The following is a 677-nucleotide window of genomic DNA, read 5'->3' as shown; positions in this document are numbered from 1 at the left end:
TGTAGTGGTCTAATGAAACCGGACACCCTTTTAGGCGAGAATACTCGCCAGATCGAGGTGTCAGATGACCAAACAACGCCGTACCTTTTCCGCTGAATTCAAACGCGAGGCTGCCGACCTCGTGCTCAAGCAAAACTACAGCTTCATCGAAGCCAGTCGTTCACTGAGTGTTGGTGAGTCGGCGCTGCGCCGCTGGGTCGACCAGCTTCAGCAAGAGCGCACCGGCGTCACGCCCCAGAGCAAGGCCCTGACACCAGAGCAGCAAAAAATCCAGGAGTTGGAAGCTCGGATTGCTCGCCTCGAGCGCGAGAAATCAATATTAAAAAAGGCTACCGCGCTCTTGATGTCGGAAGATCTCGAGCGTACGCGCTGATCAATCAGCTAAGCGTCCATGAGCCTGTTGACTGCTTGTGCGAGGCGTTTGAGGTCGCTCGTTCGGGGTACTACGCGCATCGTCTAAGGCGGCGAACACCAGATGTTGAGCGGCTCAGGCTGCGTAGCCGAGTGAGCGAGTTGTTCACCCAGGGCCGAAGTGCTCCCGGCAGTCGAAGCATCACGTTGATGATGCAAGAAGAAGGTGAGCAAATTGGACGGTTTAAGGTACGCAGGCTGATGCGTGAGCTGGAGTTGGTCAGCAAGCAGCCAGGATCACACGCCTATAAAAAGGCGACAGTCGA

General features: G+C 55.7%; 1 pseudogene. It reads left to right on the top strand.

The features are described from left to right. Nucleotides 1-64: 64 nt before the first annotated feature. Nucleotides 65-677: pseudogene (locus tag GHO03_RS24655) on the top strand (transposase); the annotation flags it as partial.

The sequence above is a fragment of the Pseudomonas sp. FSL R10-1339 genome, from assembly GCF_009600545.1.
Classification (GTDB): Bacteria; Pseudomonadota; Gammaproteobacteria; order Pseudomonadales; family Pseudomonadaceae; genus Aquipseudomonas; species Aquipseudomonas bubulae.
The sequence above is the reverse complement of the archived record's forward strand: the minus strand, read 5'-3'. Positions and strand labels throughout refer to the sequence as shown.